The following is a 17,297-nucleotide window of genomic DNA, read 5'->3' as shown; positions in this document are numbered from 1 at the left end:
GCTGTGCAAGGTCGCGGGAAATTAACGGACTCGGGCTCGCCATGGCGAAAACATTTGATTTCATTATCGTCGGGGCCGGATCGGCGGGCTGTGTGCTGGCCGACAAGCTGACGGCCAGCGGGCGGTACAAGGTGCTGCTGATCGAGGCCGGGGGCACTGACCGGCGGTTCTGGATCAAAATCCCGGTGGGATATGGCTTTACCTTCTCGGATCCCAGGGTGAACTGGCGCTATTCGGCGGCGGCGGATCCGGGGCTGAACGGGCGCGAGGCCTATTGGCCGCGGGGCAAGGTTCTGGGCGGGTCGAGCTCGATCAACGCGATGGCCTATGTGCGCGGCCTGCCGCATGATTTTGACGATTGGGAGGCCGCGGGCGCAACGGGCTGGGGCTGGGACACTGTCCGCCGCAGCTATGAGGCGCTGGAGAGCCACGACGAATGGCACGAAGGCCGCCGCCGGCTGCGCGGCAGCGGGCCGGTGCGGGTCACGGACCTGAGCGAGCGGATGCACCCCTTTGCCAGGAACTTCCTGGCTGCGGGGCAGGAGCTGGGCTGGCCGTTCCTGCCGGACATGAATGCGGCTGCCGATGCAGGTGCCAATACGCTGCCAGGCGAGGGCATGGGCTATGTCCGCAGCACGGTGAAGGACGGGCGGCGCTGGTCCTCGGCGGATGCCTTTCTGCGGCCCGCGATGCGGCGCGGCAACCTGACCGTGGTGAGCGGCGCGCTGGTGGAGAAGGTGCTGACCGCCGGCGGGCGCGCCACCGGCGTCGCATTCCGGGTGAAGGGGCAGACGCATACCGCCACGGCGGCGCGGGAGGTGATCCTGAGCGCGGGTGCCGTGAACTCTCCGCAGCTCTTGCAGCTGTCGGGGATCGGCCCGGCCGCGCTGCTGAAGCGGCACGGGATCGCGGTAAAGCATGATCTGCCGCAGGTCGGGCAGGGGCTGCAGGACCACCTGGCGGTGTCGCATTACTTCTGGGCCAATACCGCCACGCTGAACGACCGGCTGGGCAGCCTTGGCGGGCAGATGAAGGCCGGGCTGCAATATGTGCTGACCCGCAAGGGGCCGCTGAGCGTGCCGGTCAACCAGTGCAGCGGTTTTGTCCGCACCGAAGGTGCGGCGCTGCCGGATGTGCAGGTCTATTGCAACCCGGCGTCTTATTCGACGCGTCCCTCGGGCAAGCCGCAGATTGACCGCGACAACGGCTTCCTGTTGTGCGTGCAGCCGGGCCGGCCCACCAGCCGGGGGCAGATCAGCATCCAGTCCGCCGACCCGGCGCAGCCGCCGCGGATCGAGCCGAACTCGCTGTCAACCGAAGAGGACAAGGCAACGGCCGTGCGCGCCAGCCGTCTGCTGCAGGCGCTGGCGGCGGCGCCCGCCATCAAGCGCGTCACGCGGGAGCGGCGGGCGCCGGACATTCTGGACATGGACGATGCGGCTCTGCTGGAGAACTTCCGCGAACGCGCGGGCTCGGTGTTCCATGCCTCCTGCACCTGCCGGATGGGCAATGATGCGGGCGACTCTGTACTGGATGCGCGGCTGCGGGTGCATGGGGTGGCGGGCCTGCGGGTGATTGATGCCTCGGCCTTTCCGAATGTCACCTCCGGCAACACCAATGCGCCGACCATGATGCTGGCGGCACGGGCGGCGGAGCTGGTGCTGGAAGACAACGAAAACAGGCCCTTGGCGGCGGAATGACAGGGAAGTCAGATGAAACTCGACACCATCGAAACCTTTGTGTTCGGCAATCCGCCGCCGCGCCACGGCGGGCGCTATTTCATCTTTGTGCGCCTTACCACTGCTTGCGGCATCACCGGGGTGGGGGAGATCTACAACGCGACCTTCGGGCCTGACCTTTGCTGTGCGATGGCCAAGGAGATGTTTGCCCGCCAGTTTGCGGGCTGCGATCCGCATCACATTGAGAAGTTGTGGCGCAAGTCCTATGGCGCGGGATACACGATGCGGCCCGATGTGACGGTGATGGGGGTGCTGAGCGGGCTGGAGATGGCCTGCTGGGATATCATCGGCAAGGCCGCGGGCAAGCCGGTGTATGAGCTGATGGGCGGCCAGGTGCATGAGCGGCTGCGCAGCTATACATACCTCTACCCGCCGGAGGGGGATGTGTATCCGGACCCGGACACGCCGAATGTCTATAACGACCCGGATATGGCCGCCGAAGTTGCCTTGCAGCGGGTGAACGAAGGCTTCACGGCGGTTAAGTTCGACCCGGCGGGGCCTTACACGATCTACGACGGCCACCAGCCGCGAATGGAGGATCTGGAGCGCAGCGAGATGTTCGTGAAGCGCATCCGCGAGGCGGTTGGCACCCGCGCGGACCTGCTGTTCGGCACCCACGGGCAGTTCACCGTCTCTGGCGCCAAACGGATGGCGCGGCGGCTGGAACCCTATGAGCCGCTGTGGTTCGAAGAGCCGGTCCCGCCGGAGAACCCCGCTGATATGGCGGAGGTGGCGCGCTTCACCTCGGTGCCGGTTTCCACCGGTGAAAGGCTGTGCACCAAGCATGAGTTTGCCCGGGTTCTGGAGGCCGGCGCGGCCTCGATCCTGCAGATGGATCTGGGCCGGGTCGGGGGCCTGCTGGAAGCCAAGAAAATCGCCAGCATGGCGGAAACCCGGCAGGCGCAGATCGCGCCGCATCTTTACTGCGGGCCGGTGGTTGCGGCGGCGAATATCCAGATCTCCGCTTGCAGCCCGAACTTCCTGATCCTGGAGTCGATTGGCCGGTTCGAGGGGCCGTATATGTCCTGCCTCAAGTCCTCGATCACCTGGGAAGAGGGTTATGTGATCCCGTCCTCCGAGCCGGGTCTGGGGGTGGAGCTGGATGACGAGGCGATTGCCGCCAGCCCGTACACCGGCAGCGAGCTGCATCTGGAGCTGGCGCAAGAGCCGGTGGTTCAGTAGCGGCTGGCCTTAACCCACGCGCGCAGTGGACGCGCGCAGGACCAGCGCGGCCTCCAGCACGGCGGGGTCCGGCCTGGTTTGGGTTTCCACCCGCTGAGCGATAGCGTCTGCCGCCGCTTCCATGCGGGCGGCGGGCAGGTGGACAGTGGTCAGCTCCGGGTGGATATCGATCAGGGTCTTGGCCTTTTCCGCCTTTGTCTGCGAATCGCTGATCGGCGCCCTGATCCTTGACCGGACTGTTGCTGGCAGGCGGTGACCTGCCAGCCATCGGGAAAACGGTGCTGCCCCGGCCTTAGCCGCCGGGGCGCATTGCGCCTTGGGGCAGCTTTATCGGAAACTTGGCGCGGATTTCCTCGTCCAGCTTGCTGCCGAAGTAGTTCGGGTAATGCTCCGCCAGGATGCGCTCCGAGACCTCATGGGCGCGGTCGAACAGGGTTTGCTTGCCCGCCTTCTCCCAGGTGTCGGACAGTTCGCGGTCCATCAGCTCGGGGTAGACGTATTCCGTCTCCATGTATTCAAGCGTCTGGTTGTTGCCCAGGAAATGGCCTGGGCTGATGGCGCAGTCGTGGATCACATCGACCGAGAGGGTGTCATCGCTGACCTCGATCCCGCGCAGGGTGCGGGAGATCATGCCGGCGGCCTCGTTGTCGATCACCATCGACTCGAAGGAGCAGCCCATCAGCGAGCCGACCATGCCGCCGAATTCGCACAGGCGGTTGGCGCCAGCGTGGGCGGCCAGCGAGAAGGTCAGGGCCTTTTCCAGGCCGTATTGGGCGTCGGGGATCTTGGAGTCGGTCATGCCGCAGCCGACCGAGGTGGGCAGATTGTAGAAGTTGCCCATCTGGATGGCGGCAGCGGAGATCAGCGCCTGCTCGCCCGAGCCGCCGGTGAACGACCCGGTGCGCAGGTCGGTGATGAACGGCCAGGCGGCGAACACAACCGGCGTGCCGGGGTTGATCAGGTTCACGATGGCCACGCAGGCGAGGGTTTCGGCCACCGCCTGCGCCAGGGTGCCGGCCAGCGGGGCCGGGGAGGTTGCGCCCGCCTGCGGCGGCACCGCCAGGTCGCAGGTGAGGCCCAGCTTGGCGGTATCGATCATGATCTCCAGGTTCTCGCGCCCCAGCCGCAGCGGCGAGACAATCGGGCAGCCGCCGAAGATCACCGAGGGTTTTTGCAGGAACTTACCCTCGCCGCCGGAGGCCATGTCGAACAGCTCGATCGCCGGCTTGATGTGGGAGCGGTCGCGGAAGGTGAGACAGGAGGGTTTCTCGCTGCCGGCCAGGATCGCGTACAGCATCGACATGTCATGCTCGAAATCCTGCGGCACGTCGGTGGCCAGCACCGTGTCGCCGGTCATGTGGAGGTTGTCGAGCCGGTCCACCAGCCGGGTGAAATCGTAGATGTCCTTGAGCACCGAGGGACGGTAGCTGCGGGTGGCGGCGTCAAAGGTCGTGACCGCGGTGCCGGAGTTGGCGTAATAGACCTTCTCCTTGGTGCAGTGCATGTCGTCCTTGCCCGCGCGGCTGCCGCGGGCGTGGACGTAGAATTCGCTGGCCGCCCCGGTCAGCAGATCCTCCATCAGCGCGCGGGGGAAGCAGAGGCGGCCATGGGCGTTGAGCTCGGCGCCTTTGGGCAGAACCAGATCGAGCAGCTCCTGGGTCGGGTCGCCAATGCCCGTCTGCGCCAGGATGGTCAGCGCTGCCTGGTGGATCTTCTGCATATCCGCATCCGACAGCGGCCTGTAGCGGCCGCCGGGGATGCCTGCGCGGATGGCTTGCGAGGGCGCGGCCTGGGTGCGGGCGGCGGCGCGCGCCTCGCGGCCGCCGCTGCGGCGCCGGGTTCGGGTCTTGGTGACGTCAACCATATAGCGGTCTCCGGAAAGGTCAGGGCAGGCCGCGGAGGCGCGGCCTGCTGTCAAAATTAGGGTTCAAGGCGTTCAGATCATGCTGAAATAGCTGCGGTAGAAGCCGGGCAGGCTCCATTCCATCTCCGACAGCGGGCCGGGGACGAAACGATGCGAGTTCACCCCTTCCTGATTGTGGCGGATGATGCGTTCGTCATCGAGTGACGTGACATGCCACAGCCAGGTCAGCGCCTCCTTGCTGTAATCGCGCCCCTCCTCGGCGTCGCCGCGCACATACCAGGCGATCTGAATGTCGGTTTCCTGCAGGGAGCGGGGGATGAAACGGTATCCCACCAGATGGTCGGCGTAGATCAGGAAATAGTTCAGCGTGCCGATGGCCAGATCAGTGGCGCCGCCGTCATGGCCCGTCAGCTGCCCCAGCGGCGGGGCCAGCGGTTCGCCGTCCTGGCTGCCGGTCTGGTAGCCGGGGAACAGCGGGTAGCGCCGCCAGTAGACATCCGCGCCCAATGCCAGCGCATTGGGGCCGGTCAGATCCAGCTCATCGGTTGGCAGGCCGGCGGAGGCGGAGCGGTCGCGCAGGGCTGCGCCGTATTTCTCCACATCGGCGGGATCTTTGAGCGAGTGGCTGCGGGAATAGTCCTGATGCGAGGGGGCGCAATGGTAGCACTCCAGGTAGTTCTCCAGCGCCAGTTTCCAGTTGGCGGGCACCGGATAGGAGGCCTCATGCGCGAGTTTCAGGTTCTCCAGCTGCATTGGCGCCGACAGCGGCGCCAGCCGGGCGAGGCTTTCCTGCAGCGGCGGCGGGTTCTCATCGGCGCAGATGAAGATCAGCCCCTGGAAGATCTGCACCTGCACCGGGAACAGCCCGTATTCGGAGGGGTCGAAATCCGGCCCCATGGCGCGGCCGCCGCGCAGCCGCCCGTCCAGCCCGAAGGTCCAGGCGTGATAGGGGCAGGAGAACACCCGCGCGGTGCCCTGCTTTTCCAGGCACACGCGGGAGCCGCGGTGGCGGCAGACGTTCATGTGGGCGCGCACCTCTCCTTCGCGGTCGCGCACCACGATCACAGATTCCGGGCCGTAGTCGAACAGGAAGTAGTTGCCGGGCTCGGCGATCTGGCTGACGTGGCCGACCCAGATCCAGTTGCGGTTCCAGACCCGTTGGATGTCGTGTTCATAGACCGCCTGGGAGGTGTAGAAATGGCGTTCGAGCGCAAAGCCTTCCTGGTGGCTTTCCATCAGCTCGCGCATCACTTGCAGGTCATCTTTGGGCATCAGCTGCCTCCCATATCGTTCAGAGAGATCAATTCGCGGCGGAACCAGTCCGCGTCCGCCGCCGCCGGGTCGCGTTCGAAATTACGCGCGGCCATGTGGCCGGCATAGACCGCATCGGCAATCAGCCCCGGGGCCGCGGCATCGCCGATCAGCTCCAGCGTGGTGAAGCGGTGCGCGTGGTTTGCCGTCAATTCGTCATACAGGGCCGCGTCGCGCCGGCGGGCGGTCACCATCAGCAGGCTGGCGCAGGGCACGGTCCGCGGGCGGCCGGTGTAGGCGCAGCCCAGGGTGGCGCCACCCGCATCGGCCGATTGCAGCTGATGCAGCGGGATGATCTCCACCCCGGCCTCGATCAGGCTGGTCTGCACCCGTGCCTGCTCCAGCGTCAGTTCGGTAAAGGCTGAGACCACGGCGCCGGGGGTGGCCAGGATGACCTGGCGGCCGGCCGCGGCCAGGTGGTGCGCCACTACACCGCCGATGTAGGCCTGGTCGTCGTCATAGATCAGCACCGGGCCCTCCGCAGGGGGCAATTCGCCCGCCATGATGTCGTCGGGAGTGAAGACCGGCAGGCCCTCAAGCGGCAGCGGTGCGTGGCTGGAGCGGCCGCTGCCGTCGCGCAGCCAGCGGCTGCCGGTGGCGATGAAGACATTGGGGGTCTCCAGCTCGGCGACCTCGGCGGCGCTCATCGGGCTGCCGGTGAACATCTGCACATTGGCGCGCTGCTGCAGCTGCCAGAGCCGGTTGTCGGCCACCCGTTTCCAGGCCGACAGTCCCGACAGGCGGGATTCGCGCAGGGCGCGGCCGCCGAACTCGGGCGCGGCCTCGGCCAGGGTCACGTCATAGCCGCGGTTCGACAATTGCAGCGCGCATTCCAGGCCCGCCGGGCCGGAGCCCACGACCAAGGCTGAGGTTTCCTTGCCCTTGGGCGCGATCTTCTCGGGGTGCCAGCCGCGGCGCCATTCCTCGCCCATGGTGGGGTTCTGGGTGCAGCGGATCGGCACGCCCAGATTGTCAGCTGACACACAGATATTGCAGCCGATGCATTCGCGGATCTCCTCGACGCGGCCATCCCTGATCTTGTTCGGCAGGAAGGGGTCGGCGATGGACGGGCGGGCGGCGCCGATCAGGTCCAGCACGCCCTTGCTGACCAGCGAGGTCATCAGGTCCGGCGAGGTGAAGCGGCCGACCCCGACAACAGGTTTCGACGTCACCTGCTTGACGAAGTCGATGTAAGGAATCTGAAAGCCGTCCTGCGGCTGGAAACGGGTGGTCTGGCTGTCGTTGCTCCAGTCGGCGACATTCACGTCCCAGAGGTCCGGCAGATCCGCAAGCATCTCAACCACGGCGCGGCCTTCTTCGCTGGCTTGCATCCCGTCCGCGCCCATCATCTGATCGACGGCAAAGCGGAAGGCCACGGCGCAGTGGCCGTCGAGCACCTCGCGGGTGTCTTCCAGGAGTTCGCGGGTCAGGCGGACACGGTTTTCCAAAGAGCCGCCATATTCATCGCTGCGGCTGTTGTACCGGGGCAGCAGGAAGTGATGCGCCAGGGTCATCTGGTGGCCGGCATAGACATAGACGATGTCGAAGCCTGCGTCGCGCGCGCGCCGGGCGGCGGCGCGGTGCCAGCGTCGCAGGTTGCGGATGTCCTCCTTGTCCATGGCGCGGGCCTGTTTCGGAAAAACCGTGTCGATTGGCCCTTCGCTGGGTCCCAGCACCGGCGCGCGGGTCAAATGGTTGGTGGCGTGGTGGCCGTTATGGGCCAATTGGACCGCGGCCAGCGCGCCGTGCTGGTGCACCTTTTCCGTCATCAGCCGCAGCGCGGGAATGTCGTGTGCGTCCCACAGCCGGTTTTCCGCATACGGCCCCAGGTCGGAAGTCGGGTGGATCTCGGTCTCCTGGGTGGAGACCACGGCCCAGCCGCCCTCGGCCTTCATGCCGCGCATTGCCGCTTCGGCCTGCGGGCGCACGTGGCCCATGCCGTTGCAATGGGGCACCTGGTAAAACCGGTTGCGCGCAGTGACGGGACCGATCTTCACCGGTTCAAACAGAATGGAATACCCATTTGCGCCTGGCATGTTGGCACATCCTTTTGTTCACAGATTGTCGGTAAGGGGCGGTACGGCGGGCCGCGGGGCCCGCCGCGTCGGGATCAGAAGCCTGCCTTGATGCGCTCGAATTCCTTCAGCATCCGGCCTTCAAGCTCAGGTTTGACCGCGTCGAAGAACAGGCTGCCTTCGAAGAAGCTGTTCACATCGGCGAAGCCATAGGTCTTGATGAGCTCCTGGTCGGCGGACTGGAAGGCATCTGCGTTGGAATGGGCATAGCCCCAGTTCTCGATGATGTATTTCCCGCTTCCTTCGGCGCTCAGCGCGTTCAGCATGTCATAGACCTGCTCATCGCTCTGGGTCGATGAGTTCAGATGCACATAGCCGCAGACCCAGGTGGCGATGCCCTTGTCCACGTCGCGCATCATCTTGGCGGGAGTTTCGTTCCAGATCAGGTTCAGCTCCGACTGGTTCCAGCCCCAGCCCATCAGCACCTCGCCGCTGGCGATGGCTTGGTCCAGCTGGCCCGCGTCGGACCAGTAGAATCGCACGTTCGGGTGGATCTGGCGCAGGAAATCGGAGGCCTTCTGGAATTCCTCCTCGCTCATATCGGTATAGCTGGAGGCGCCGGTTGCCAGCGCCGCCATCGCATAGGCCGAGGAGGCCGCGTCCGGAATGGCGATCTTGCCCTGATAGGCGGGGTCGGCCAGCAGCTGCAGCGAGACCGCGCTCTCGTCGATCTGGTCGGTGCGGTAGATCAGCCCGGTGTTGCCCCACTCAAACGGCACCATATAGGTCTGGCCGTCGATGGTGACGCCGTCGACATCCTTGATCTGCGGCAGGAGCTTATCCCAGTTGTCGATCTTGGAGGTGTCGATCGGCTTGATCAGATCCGCAGCCACCCATTTGCGCAGCGCGTCGGTGCAAGGGTGGGCGATGTCGGCGGCAAAACCCGACTGCAGCTTGGTGAAGGCCTCCTCGACGCTGCCGAAGTAGGTGTAGCTGGGCGCGCCGCCGTATTTCTCGACGTAGTCGCCGTAAAACCCCTGGTCCTCATAGCCGGACCAGTCGAAGACCGACAGGCTGTCGGCCCCGGCCTGGGCAATGCCGGCCGGGACGGTCAAAGCGGTGGCGGCGGCCAATGCCCCCGTCAGTCCCAAAGTAAGATGTTTCATTGTCTTCCTCCCTTTATTCTCATGCTTCCCGCGCGCCGAGGTCGATGACCGAGGCGTTCTGCACCCCCAGCCAGACGCGGTCGCCGCGCTTGTGATCCACCGTGTGGAAGTAGTTGGGAACGGCGACGGAGATCGGCTCCTCCACCCCATCGGCGCGCACGTAGTAGTGGACGCTCTCGCCGTAGAAGGCGATGTCGCTGACACTGCCCTGCAGGCAGGCGTCATAGCCGGGCGGCTGGGTGGCGCTGATTTCCAGCTGTTCGGGGCGGATGCCTGCCAGCAGGTCGGGGCTGCGGGCCAGCACATTGGGGTTCACGTCGATGGTGAGCGGGCCAAAGCCCTGCAGGTCGACATTCACCGATTTGCCATTGTCCGCGGTCACCCGCGCATCCAGGAAGTTCATGCCGCCGATGAAGGACGCGACCCGGCGGTTGCAGGGGCGGGCATAGATCACCTCGGGGCGGTCGACCTGCTCCAGCTTGCCGGCAAACATCACGCCGATGCGGTCGGACATGGTCATCGCCTCATACTGGTCGTGGGTCACCATCACGAAGGTGATCCCCAGCTTCTGCTGCAGGCGGCGCATTTCCAGCTGCATCGCCTCGCGCAGGTTCTTGTCGAGCGCCGACAAAGGCTCATCCAGCAGCAGAACCTTGGGCCGCATTACCAGGGCGCGGGCCAAGGCCACCCGCTGACGCTGGCCGCCCGACAGCTCATCCGCCTTGCGCGACTGCAGGCCGCCCAGTTCGACCATTTCCAGCGCTTCGGCGACGCGGTCCTTTACCTCCGCCTTGCCGAGATTCAGCTTGCGCAGGCCAAAGGCGACGTTGTCGCCGACGTTCAGATGCGGAAAGATCGCATAGGACTGGAACACCATGTTGGTGGGGCGCTTGTTGGCCGGGATATGCGCCATCTCCTGCCCCGCGATGCGGATGGTTCCCGCGTCGTGGTCCTGGAAGCCCGCAATCATCCGCAGCGCCGTGGTCTTGCCGCAGCCGGAGGGGCCGAGCAGCGAGAAGAACTCGCCCTCCTTCAGCTCCAGGTTCAGGTCGCGCACCGCCACAAAGGTGCCAAAGCGCTTTTCCACCCCGGAGATTTCGATGATGTTCTGAGTGGTCATCTGCGTATCCTTCATCAGGCGGACTTGGTGGAGCGGCTGCGGAAGTATTCGGCGGTCAGCAGCAGCAGCACCGAGGCGAGCAGCAGCAGCGAGCCAAGCGCCAGGGTGTTCGGCAGCTTTGCCGGGAAGCGGATCTGGCTCCAGATGTAGACCGGCAGGGTGGGCTGGTTGCCGGACAGGAAGAAGGCCAGCACAAACTCGTCGAACGAAACGGTGAAGGTGACCAGCAGGCTGGCGACGATCCCCGGCGCCACGATCGGCAGGGTCACCCGGCGGAAGGTGCCGATGACGCTTTCGCCAAGATCGAAGGCGGCTTCCTCCAGCGACTGATCAAAGTCGTCGAAGGCGGATTTCATGATCGAGACCGCAAAGGGCAGCGCGACAAAGACATGGCCCAGGATCACGGTGGTGAGCGACGGCTTCAGCCCCAGCGAGATGAACAGCACCAGCATCGAAGAGGCCACAATGATGCCGGGAATGACCAGCGGCAGCATCACCAGCCCTTCCGACAGCTCGCGCCCCTTGAAGCGGTAGCGCACATAGGCGCGGGCGGCGAACAGCCCCAGCGAGGTGGCGACCAGTGCAGTGACAGCGCCGACGATCAGCGAGTTCACCATCGCCTGCAGCAGAGTGTCCTGTTCACCCAGCTGGGCGTACCACTTGAGGGTAAACCCCTTCATCGGGAAAGCGACGATGGTGCCATCGTTGAAGGAGAACAGCGGCAGCAGCAGCACCGGGAGGTACAGGAAAATCAGGTAGCCGACCGCATAGGCCAGAAGCCAGGGGAAGCGGAATGGCTTGCGCAGCGGTTTGCTCAGGGAAGAGGTGAGGGGCTTGTTCACCGGATCGGTTATCGGTGTGCTCATCGGATCCTCCTCCCCAGGGCGGTGGCCAGGATGACAAAGAGAATGGCGACAAAACCGACCGAGGCCATGGCCACCAGTGAGAGGGTCGCGCCCAGAGGCCAGTTGTTGGCTGGGCCGAACTGCACCTGAATGAGGTTCGCGACCATCTTGCCCTGCGAGCCGCCGACCAGCGAGGGGGTGACGTAGTCGCCGACGGTGGGGATGAAGATGATCAGGCTGGCGGCGATGATGCCGGGCACGGTAAGGGGCAGGGTGACACGGATGAACCGTTCCAGCTTATTGAGACCCAGGTCGGTAGCCGCCTCCAGCAAAGAGCGGTCGATCTTTTGCAGCGAGACATAGATCGGCAGGATCGCAAAGGGCGCCCAGGCGTGGGCCAGGGTCAGCACCACCGCAAACTCGTTGTATAGCAGGAAGGTCAGCGGCTCCTCGATCAGCCCAAGGGAGATCAGCGCCGAGTTCATCACCCCGTTGAAGCCGAGGATCAGTTTCCAGCTGAACACCCGCAGCAGGTAGCTGGACCAGAACGGGATGGTGATCAGCAGGAGCCACAGGGTTTTCTTGCGGGTGCGGAAGGCGATGAAATAGGCAATCGGGTAAGCCAGCGCCACGGTCGCCATAGTCACGGCACCGGCAATGGCGATGGAACGCAGCATCAGGTGGCGCACCAGCGGGTCGGTGGCGGCCTCCAGGTAATTGGCCCAGGTCAGCGTCTTGTCGATCTCGACATAGGTCTGGGTCCAGAAGCTGTAGGCCACCAGGATGCCCAGAGGGGCCGCCACCAAGAGCCCCACATAGAGCGATGCCGGGGCGCTGAGCGCCAGGCCTTTTCCAGCCTCCGTTCTGAGAAATCCGGCCATGAGACTCCATTGCTTGCTTGATCTGCGGGCGCGGCGCTGCCATTAAAAATGGACAATCGTCCATCAAAATCTGCGGCCCGGCGGGGCGTTCTGTCAACAGGTTTTTCCAAAAAATGTACAAGCGTCCATTTTGCTTGGATAAATTCCTCCGATGTGGCTAGATGGGCAAATCACCACAGCTTGCCGCAGCAGGCGGAGCCGCGTAACAGCGCGGGTCATCTGCGCAAGTGCTTGGAAAATAGGGGTCAGATGACCGGCAAAAGGGAACAGAACCGTGAGCAGAACCGACTTGCGCTGATCGAAGCGGTGCTGGATTCGGTGGCGGAGAAGGGGATTTCCGAGACCTCCGTCAGCGAGATCATCCAGCGCGCAGGGCTGTCGCGCGGCATGATTCACCTGCATTTCGGCGGCAAGGATAACCTGGTGCACGCCGCGGCGCATTACTCGTCGGAGGAGTATTACGACGGGCTGGAGGCGCTGCTGCAGACGGCTGGCAACAGCCCCCAGGAGCGGATCGAGATGATCGTGCGCGGTGATCTCAGCGAGCGGGTGCTGAACCGGCGCAATGTCAATATTTGGTACGCGTTCCGCGGCGAATCCCGCAACCGCAAGGCCATCGCAGAGCATTCGGACACCCGCGACGGGCGGCTGCGGGGCATGATCCACAACGCCTTTTCCCGGATCGTGCGGGAGGCCGGGACCCCGGACGCTTCGGCGGCGGCCCGGGATGCGACCCACGGCACCCTGGCCTTGCTGGAAGGGATGTGGACCGACTACCTGCTGCACCCGGACCGGTTCGACCGGGAGGAAGCGATGCGGATCATCTTCCGCTTCCTTGCGGCGATGTTCCCGGCGCATTTCTCGCTCAAGGGCGCGGTGCGCCCGAATTAGGCCGGGGAGGGCCGCCGGGCGGCCCCCGCCTGGTTCAGATCCCAGATTTCACCTTGGTCCAGGCGCGGGTGCGCTGGCGCAGCGCCTTGGCGCCCAGGCTCTTGTCCGGGAACAGGCGGGCCAGGGTGGCCGCGTCCGGGTAGATCCCCGGATCGGACAGGACCTCGGGCAGCACATGCGCGTCGGCCGCCGCATTTGCATTGGCAAAGAAGACGGTGTTGGAGACCTCGGCGATCACCTCGGGCCGCAGCATGTAGTCGATGAAGGCATAGGCCTCATCCACATTGGCGGCGTCTTCCGGGATCGCCATCAGGTCGATCCACATCAGTGTGCCCTCCTTGGGGATCGCGTAGAGGATTTCGACGCCGTTATCCGCCTCCATCGCGCGCGCCTGGGCGATGCCCGCGTCGCCGGAATACATCACCGCCAGGCAGAGATTGCCGGCCGGCAGATCGGTGGAGGGCTTCTGGTTGTTGAAATAGCTGATGTTCTGAGCCGCCCCGGCCAGCAGGTCCTGCGCCTGGGCGATCTCTGCCTTGTCCTCGGAATAGGGATCAGCGCCGAGGTAGTTCAGAGTGACCGACAGCATCTCGACCGGTGAATCCAGCACACCGATGCCGCAATCCTTGAGCTTGGAGGCGTAATCCGGATTGAACAGCAGGTCCCAGCTGTCGACGGGCATGCCGCCCAGCCGTTCGGAAACCAGCGCGGGATTGTAGGCGATGCCGATGGTGCCCCAGGTGTAGGGCACGCCCAGTTCGCGCCCGCCCGGGACCTTGTCGAGCGAGGCCAGGATTTCGGGCCGCAGGTTGCCGTAGTTTTCCAGCCGCGAGGTGTCGATCGGATGCAGTGCGCCGGCCTGCAACTGCCGTTCGGCATTAGAGGCGGCGGGGAAGACCACGTCATAGCCTGAGCCGCCCGCCAGCATCTTGGTCTCCAGAACCTCGTTGCTGTCGAAATAGTCCAGCGTCACCTTGGCTCCGCTGGCGGCCTCATAGCCGGAAATGGTGGTTTCGCCAAAGTAGTCCGCCCAGTTGTAGATGGCGAGCTCCCCGGCGGCTGCCGGCGCCGCCAGGGCGGACGCCAGCGTGGTTGCGAGAATGGTCTTTGATTTGGCCATGTTTTCCTCCCTGTTGTGCGCTGCCTCAGCGCTGGCCGGAGGCTCCGGCGGCGTAGAGGCAGAGCAGATCGTTGGCGATGGTGGCCGCCGCGATGGCGGTGATTTCCGAGATGTCATAGGCCGGGGCGACCTCGACCACGTCCATGCCGGCCACATCGGTGCCCGCCAGCCCGCGGATGATCTCCTGCGCCTGATAGGGGCTGAGGCCGCCGATCACCGGTGTGCCGGTGCCGGGGGCGGAGGCGGGCTCCAGCGCGTCGATGTCGAAGGTCACATAGGTCTTGTGATCGCCGACGATGCCGCGGATCTTTTCCGCCACCGCTTCCGGCCCGGTTTTCTGCACCTCGATAGCGTTGATGATGTTCATGCCCATCGGATCGGGGTTGTGGGTGCGGATGCCGACCTGGACCGAGCGGGCCGGATCCACCAGCCCCTCGCGGATCGCGTGCCACAGCATGGTGCCGTGGTCGATGCGGCCTTCCTCATCCGCCCAGGTGTCGGAATGGGCGTCGAACTGGATCAGGCTGAGGGGGCCGTGCTTTTCCACATGCGCCTTCAGCAGCGGATAGGTGATGAAGTGGTCGCCGCCGATCGACAGCAGCGCGGTATCCGTGGCCAGCACATCCCGCGCCGCCTGGGCGATCTGCCCCGGCACCTGGTGCGGGTAGCCATAGTCGAACTCGCAATCGCCGTAATCGATGACCCGCAGCGCCTCATAGGGGTCGGCTTCCCAGGGCCATGGTTTCGACCAGGCGATATGGCTGGAGCCGGAGCGCACCGCACGCGGGCCCAGCCGGGTGCCGGAGCGGCTGGAGACCGACAGGTCGAAGGGCACACCCATCACCGCTACATCCGCGCCGCTCAGGTCGCGGGTGTAGCGGCGGCGCATGAAGCTGAGCGCGCCGGCATAGCTGGCCTCGGCAATCACCCCGCGGTCGCTGCTGCGGGTAAAGGCCAGGTCGCCCTGCACGGGGTTCACGCTGGAGGTATCGGTCATCTGGAGCTCCGTTACGTTGGAAATTTTCTTGGGCCCCAGTTTGAAATCCGCGCTTATGCCGGTAAACTGAGCAATGGATATATATCTTTAGGTATAGATGAGCACAGAGACCAAGTTCCCGCCGCTGCCTGCCGCATGGGTGAGCGCAATGGCTGCCCTGGCTGAGACGGCCGGCACCGAGCGTTTTCCCGGCGCGCTGCGGCAGATCCTTGGCCAATGCTGCAGTTTCGATTCGATGATCATCTCGCGCTATGAAGGCGCGATGCCGCCGGTGTCGCTCTATCAGGACCTGGATGAACTGCAGGCGGCAATCACGGTGGAGTTCTATGCAAGCGGCCCTTACCTGCTGGATCCGCTGTATCAGGCCTGCCGAAACGGCTGCACGCCGGGTGCCTACCGGCTGATGGACCTTGCGCCGGAGGCCTTCTACCGCTCGGAATATTACCGCGCCTTCTACCGCAAGATAAACATCAGCGACGAGATCGGCGTGCTGGTGCAGGACGGAGCGGAACGCTGGTTCATTGTCTCGCTGGCCCGCTTTGCCCGCCAGCAGCGGTTCGAGGCCGCGGACACGGAGCGGCTGAACGCGGTGTTTGAGGTGATTTCCGCCGCCATCCAGCGGCAGTGGGGGCAGGCGGACACCGCGGCGCAAGGGTTCCAGCAGGAAGGCTGGGAAGACCGGATGCAGACCTTTGGCACCGGCGTCCTCAGCCCCCGCGAGCGGGAGGTGGTGCAGCTGATCCTGCAAGGCCACTCGACGCCCTCGGCCGCCGCCTACCTAGGCATTGCCGAGGGCACGGTGAAAGTGCACCGGCACCATGCCTATTCCAAGCTCGGGATCTCCTCGCAGGCTGAACTGTTTTCAATGGCCACCCGGCACCTGGCGGCAGGATAGCATCAGCTGCGCGCATTGGTGCGCCTCACTGCGGGGGGCCGCATACGGCCCTTTTGCAGTTTCCCTCAATATCCCGCCGAAACCGGTCAGAAACCCAAGCCTCCGGACGAAAACCTGTGCGAGTTAGCGGCACCATTGGCCGGCATTCAGGCATTCGCCAACTTTTTTGTTGACCAAATCCACAGTTTCGCGAAGTTTGTCCGGTAAGCTCGGATTCGCAGCGCCCGCCCCGGGCTGCCGCGGTCCGGCAAGGAAACAACTCCGGAACCGGCACCGCCCCCGGTGCCATTGCAGCCGCAGGCAGGCCAGCCCTCCGCCGCGCGGTTGTCCGGGCAGAATACAAACGGAGGGCGCCTGAACCGATGCCGAAGACCCAGGACTACGCCGATCACGCCTTGCGGATCGCTGAAATCGCGTCCGAGACCGCCCGCAGCTATTTCCGCGGCCGCCTCGGCGTCGAATTCAAAGCGGATGAAAGTCCGGTTACCCAGGCAGACAAGGCGGTCGAGGAAGAAGTGCGCGCCTACCTGCAGCGCCATTTTCCGGATCAAGGCATCTTGGGCGAAGAACACGGGTTTGACGGCCAAGACCGCGAGGAGCTGTGGATCATCGACCCGATTGACGGCACCCGCTCCTTTCTGTCCGGCCATCCGTTGTTCGGCTTTCTGCTTGGCTATCTGAAGGGCGGCGTACCGCAGCTCGGGGTGATTGGGATGCCCGCGTTGGGGGAAACTTTTCTGGGCCTGCCCGGAAAGGGCGCCTGGCTGAACGGGGAACGGATCCGCGCATCTGGCCAGACCCGGCTGGACAGGGCAGTCCTTTTCGTCAACGAGGGCGACAAGATCCACCGCGATCACCCGCAATTATTTTCGCGGCTGATGCAGGCCGGCCAGACCCGCCGCTTTGCCTATGACTGCTATCCGCACGCCTTGCTGGCCGCGGGCCATGCGGACGCGGTGATCGATTACGACCTGCAGCCCTATGATTTTCTGCCGGTCTCGGCAGTGGTCGGGGCCGCAGGCGGGGTGATCACCGATTGGGACGGCGCGCCGCTGGGGCTGGAGACAGGCGGCCGGGTCATCTCGGCGGCGACGCCTGAGCTGCACCGCGAAATGCTGGCGCTAATCAAGGGGTAACGGATGGCGATACTGACCTTTCTCCTGAGCCTCGCGGGCGCCACCATGCTGCTGCTTTACGCGGTGCGGATGGTGCGCACCGGGATCGAGCGCAGCTACGGGGCCTCGTTCCAGCGGCTGCTGACCGGGCGGCAG

14 protein-coding genes are annotated in these 17,297 nt (G+C 64.9%); 5 read left to right on the top strand and 9 right to left on the bottom strand.

Going from position 1 to position 17,297, the window contains the following annotated elements:
• Positions 1-41 precede the first annotated feature (41 nt).
• On the top strand, positions 42-1,700 hold the full coding sequence (locus ACFMBG_RS20510) for a GMC family oxidoreductase (RefSeq protein ID WP_421056536.1): 1,659 nt from the start codon (positions 42-44) through the stop codon (positions 1,698-1,700).
• Positions 1,701-1,712: 12 nt separating this feature from the next.
• Positions 1,713-2,921, top strand: a complete 1,209-nt coding sequence (locus tag ACFMBG_RS20505; protein WP_421056535.1) for a mandelate racemase/muconate lactonizing enzyme family protein — start codon at positions 1,713-1,715, stop codon at positions 2,919-2,921.
• A gap of 292 nt (positions 2,922-3,213) precedes the next feature.
• Here ACFMBG_RS20505 and ACFMBG_RS20500 read toward each other — a convergent pair whose 3' ends face one another.
• From ACFMBG_RS20500 to ACFMBG_RS20470, 7 genes are all read right to left on the bottom strand, one after another.
• Positions 3,214-4,785: a trimethylamine methyltransferase family protein gene (locus ACFMBG_RS20500; protein ID WP_421056534.1), complete on the bottom strand. Its 1,572-nt coding sequence runs from the start codon at positions 4,783-4,785 to the stop codon at positions 3,214-3,216.
• 72 nt (positions 4,786-4,857) lie between these two features.
• A complete protein-coding gene (locus ACFMBG_RS20495) occupies positions 4,858-6,057 on the bottom strand; it encodes an aromatic ring-hydroxylating oxygenase subunit alpha (protein ID WP_421056533.1) in 1,200 nt (399 codons plus the stop codon).
• Complete coding sequence (locus ACFMBG_RS20490; RefSeq protein WP_421056532.1) at positions 6,057-8,132, bottom strand: oxidoreductase; 2,076 nt, start codon at positions 8,130-8,132, stop codon at positions 6,057-6,059. Before ACFMBG_RS20490 ends, ACFMBG_RS20495 begins: the two co-directional genes overlap by 1 nt.
• Positions 8,133-8,206: 74 nt before the next feature.
• A complete protein-coding gene (locus tag ACFMBG_RS20485; RefSeq protein ID WP_421056531.1) occupies positions 8,207-9,277 on the bottom strand; it encodes an ABC transporter substrate-binding protein in 1,071 nt (356 codons plus the stop codon).
• Positions 9,278-9,296: 19 nt separating this feature from the next.
• A complete protein-coding gene (locus ACFMBG_RS20480; protein ID WP_421056530.1) occupies positions 9,297-10,397 on the bottom strand; it encodes an ABC transporter ATP-binding protein in 1,101 nt (366 codons plus the stop codon).
• Positions 10,398-10,411: 14 nt separating this feature from the next.
• Positions 10,412-11,263 carry an ABC transporter permease gene (locus ACFMBG_RS20475; RefSeq protein WP_421056529.1) on the bottom strand — a complete coding sequence of 284 codons (852 nt, stop codon included), beginning with the start codon at positions 11,261-11,263 and terminating at the stop codon, positions 10,412-10,414.
• Complete coding sequence (locus tag ACFMBG_RS20470) at positions 11,260-12,123, bottom strand: ABC transporter permease (protein ID WP_421056528.1); 864 nt, start codon at positions 12,121-12,123, stop codon at positions 11,260-11,262. Before ACFMBG_RS20470 ends, ACFMBG_RS20475 begins: the two co-directional genes overlap by 4 nt.
• 249 nt (positions 12,124-12,372) lie before the next feature.
• Between ACFMBG_RS20470 and ACFMBG_RS20465 the strand changes: the two genes are divergently transcribed.
• Entirely contained in the window at positions 12,373-13,014 is a 642-nt protein-coding gene (locus tag ACFMBG_RS20465; protein WP_421056527.1) for a TetR family transcriptional regulator C-terminal domain-containing protein, read from the top strand.
• A gap of 34 nt (positions 13,015-13,048) precedes the next feature.
• Here ACFMBG_RS20465 and ACFMBG_RS20460 read toward each other — a convergent pair whose 3' ends face one another.
• Together ACFMBG_RS20460 and speB are read right to left on the bottom strand one after the other, a co-directional pair.
• Complete coding sequence (locus ACFMBG_RS20460; protein ID WP_421056526.1) at positions 13,049-14,134, bottom strand: extracellular solute-binding protein; 1,086 nt, start codon at positions 14,132-14,134, stop codon at positions 13,049-13,051.
• 25 nt (positions 14,135-14,159) lie between these two features.
• The gene (speB, locus tag ACFMBG_RS20455) at positions 14,160-15,131 is read right to left on the bottom strand and encodes an agmatinase (protein ID WP_421056525.1); all 972 of its coding nucleotides are present in this window, start codon (positions 15,129-15,131) and stop codon (positions 14,160-14,162) included.
• A 97-nt stretch (positions 15,132-15,228) separates the two neighbouring features.
• Here speB and ACFMBG_RS20450 point away from each other — a divergent pair, with 97 nt between their 5' ends.
• Positions 15,229-16,026, top strand: a complete 798-nt coding sequence (locus ACFMBG_RS20450; protein WP_421056524.1) for a helix-turn-helix transcriptional regulator — start codon at positions 15,229-15,231, stop codon at positions 16,024-16,026.
• 362 nt (positions 16,027-16,388) lie between these two features.
• Complete coding sequence (locus ACFMBG_RS20445; protein WP_421056523.1) at positions 16,389-17,162, top strand: inositol monophosphatase family protein; 774 nt, start codon at positions 16,389-16,391, stop codon at positions 17,160-17,162.
• Positions 17,163-17,297: the final 135 nt, after the last annotated feature.

Origin of the sequence: Leisingera coralii, assembly GCF_049056525.1 — a bacterium.
Lineage (GTDB): Bacteria > Pseudomonadota > Alphaproteobacteria > Rhodobacterales > Rhodobacteraceae > Leisingera > Leisingera coralii.
This window is presented reverse-complemented; position numbering and strand designations above follow the sequence as displayed.

What these genes read in the sequence shown, in the direction of transcription:
- ACFMBG_RS20505 (WP_421056535.1), top strand. Translation starts at nt 1,713, where the DNA reads ATGAAACTCGACACCATCGAAACCTTTGTGTTCGGCAATCCGCCGCCG.
- ACFMBG_RS20465 (WP_421056527.1), top strand. Translation starts at nt 12,373, where the DNA reads ATGACCGGCAAAAGGGAACAGAACCGTGAGCAGAACCGACTTGCGCTG.
- speB (WP_421056525.1), bottom strand. Translation starts at nt 15,131, where the DNA reads ATGACCGATACCTCCAGCGTGAACCCCGTGCAGGGCGACCTGGCCTTT.
- ACFMBG_RS20480 (WP_421056530.1), bottom strand. Translation starts at nt 10,397, where the DNA reads ATGACCACTCAGAACATCATCGAAATCTCCGGGGTGGAAAAGCGCTTT.
- ACFMBG_RS20485 (WP_421056531.1), bottom strand. Translation starts at nt 9,277, where the DNA reads ATGAAACATCTTACTTTGGGACTGACGGGGGCATTGGCCGCCGCCACC.
- ACFMBG_RS20470 (WP_421056528.1), bottom strand. Translation starts at nt 12,123, where the DNA reads ATGGCCGGATTTCTCAGAACGGAGGCTGGAAAAGGCCTGGCGCTCAGC.
- ACFMBG_RS20445 (WP_421056523.1), top strand. Translation starts at nt 16,389, where the DNA reads ATGCCGAAGACCCAGGACTACGCCGATCACGCCTTGCGGATCGCTGAA.
- ACFMBG_RS20460 (WP_421056526.1), bottom strand. Translation starts at nt 14,134, where the DNA reads ATGGCCAAATCAAAGACCATTCTCGCAACCACGCTGGCGTCCGCCCTG.
- ACFMBG_RS20475 (WP_421056529.1), bottom strand. Translation starts at nt 11,263, where the DNA reads ATGAGCACACCGATAACCGATCCGGTGAACAAGCCCCTCACCTCTTCC.
- ACFMBG_RS20500 (WP_421056534.1), bottom strand. Translation starts at nt 4,785, where the DNA reads ATGGTTGACGTCACCAAGACCCGAACCCGGCGCCGCAGCGGCGGCCGC.
- ACFMBG_RS20510 (WP_421056536.1), top strand. Translation starts at nt 42, where the DNA reads ATGGCGAAAACATTTGATTTCATTATCGTCGGGGCCGGATCGGCGGGC.
- ACFMBG_RS20450 (WP_421056524.1), top strand. Translation starts at nt 15,229, where the DNA reads ATGAGCACAGAGACCAAGTTCCCGCCGCTGCCTGCCGCATGGGTGAGC.
- ACFMBG_RS20490 (WP_421056532.1), bottom strand. Translation starts at nt 8,132, where the DNA reads ATGCCAGGCGCAAATGGGTATTCCATTCTGTTTGAACCGGTGAAGATC.
- ACFMBG_RS20495 (WP_421056533.1), bottom strand. Translation starts at nt 6,057, where the DNA reads ATGCCCAAAGATGACCTGCAAGTGATGCGCGAGCTGATGGAAAGCCAC.